1 protein-coding gene and 2 pseudogenes are annotated in these 1,649 nt (G+C 67.3%); 1 reads left to right on the forward strand and 2 read right to left on the reverse strand.

Annotation, left to right across the window (positions count from 1 at the left end):
- Positions 1 to 121: pseudogene (locus QO033_RS25185) on the reverse strand (S-(hydroxymethyl)glutathione dehydrogenase); the annotation flags it as partial.
- A gap of 246 nt (positions 122 to 367) precedes the next feature.
- On the opposite strand from QO033_RS25185, the gene QO033_RS25190 reads away from it, so the two are divergent.
- Positions 368 to 1,411: a GlxA family transcriptional regulator gene (locus QO033_RS25190; RefSeq protein ID WP_284483436.1), complete on the forward strand. Its 1,044-nt coding sequence runs from the start codon at positions 368 to 370 to the stop codon at positions 1,409 to 1,411.
- 89 nt (positions 1,412 to 1,500) lie between these two features.
- Here the strand turns inward: QO033_RS25190 and purU are convergent.
- Positions 1,501 to 1,649: pseudogene (gene purU / locus QO033_RS25195) on the reverse strand (formyltetrahydrofolate deformylase); the annotation flags it as partial.

Here is a 1,649-nt window from a genome sequence, read left to right on the forward strand (position 1 = left end):
GACACAGGCCCGTGGCCTTGATCTCCACCAGAACCTCGCCCGCCTTCGGGCCATCCAGGTTCACTTCCATGATCTCAAGCGGCTTGCCCGCTTCAAGCGCTACCGCGGCTCGCGTTCGCATGGTTTCATCCTCTTTCTGAAAATCTGTCGGCGCCTGACGGGTCTGCGGCGGCGCCCTCAGGCAGAAGCGCCAAAAGACGCAAATCCCCCCGCCCGCGCCCGGCCCCGACAGGGACTGCACGATGGCGGAAAGCTGCGTTAAGGTGGGTTTGCGACATCCTGAGGCGCTGCGCCATCTGGACGTTCAGGCGAATCCGGACAATTAACCCCCAGATCACGCCGCAGCGACGCCAAGGACCCGACCCCCATGCCCACCGCCCCGATCGCTTCGCCGCCCGCCGACCCGCAGAAGGGGGCGCCCGGGCTGCAGGTCGATATCGTCATCTATCCCGGCTTCAAGATCATGGAGGCGGTGGGCCCGGTGAACGTCTTCACCGCGGCGAACCGCTATCTGGCGGCGGCTTCGCATCCGGCACGCTACGATGTGCATCTGGTCACCCCGCACCCCGGCCCGGTGGTCTCCGACTGCGCGCTGAGCCTGGAGGCGCCGGTGGCGTTGGCCGACTGCCGCCCCGGCGACACGGTGATCATCGCCGGCGCGCTCGATATCGAAACCGCGCTGGCGGACAACGGCCAGATCGTCGACTGGTGCCGCAGCACCGCCGCCACCGTGCGGCGCTTCGCGTCGCTCTGCACCGGCACCTTCTTTCTGGCCGAGGCCGGTCTGCTGACCGGCGGCAAGGCCACCACGCATTGGAGCGTCGCCGCCCGGCTGCAACAACGCTACCCGGAGATCCGCGTCAATGCCGATGCGATCTTCCTGCGCGAGGCCAATCTCTATACCTCCGCCGGGGTCACCGCCGCCATCGACCTGGCGCTGGCCTTCGTGGAACAGGATTTCGGCCGCGATCTGGCGCTGTCGGTGGCCCGCGACATGGTGATCTATCTCAAGCGCCCCGGCGGCCAGTCTCAGTTCAGCTCTTTCCTGACCCGGGAGATGCCGGCGCGCTCGGGCATGGCCGATATCCAGACCTGGATTCACGCCAATCTGGACCGCAAGCTGCTGACCAGCGATCTGGCGCAGCGCGCCGGGATGAGCGAGCGCAACTTCGTCCGCCACTTCATCCGCGAAGTGGGGCAGAGCCCGTCGGACTATCTGACCGACGCGCGCTGCGAACGCGCCACCACGCTGCTGCTGGAAACCAGCCTGCCGCTGAAAACGATTGCCCACCGGGTGGGCTTCTCCTCCGACGACCAGATGCGCAAGGTCTTCAGCCGCCGGTTCTCCCTGACGCCACGCGAATACCGCGACCGGTTCACCACCTCGAGCGGCGACGGCCCCCCGGGCTGATTCCGGTTCCCCGCCTTTTCTGGCCGAAAATATCCCGGGGGAGGCGCCTGTCAGGGCGGCGGGGGCAGCGCCCCCATCGCCCTTGGACCTCAACCCATCCGCTCGGAGGCGTATTCTCCCGGGCTCGCCGGGAAGACCACCGTCTTGTTGCCGTTCAGGAACACCCGGCGGTGGATATGGGCATGGATCGCCCGGGCCAGCACCTGGCTTTCCACGTCGCGGCCGAGGCTGACGTAAT

It is taken from the genome of Pseudodonghicola flavimaris (assembly GCF_030164425.1).
Classification (GTDB): Bacteria; Pseudomonadota; Alphaproteobacteria; order Rhodobacterales; family Rhodobacteraceae; genus Pseudodonghicola; species Pseudodonghicola flavimaris.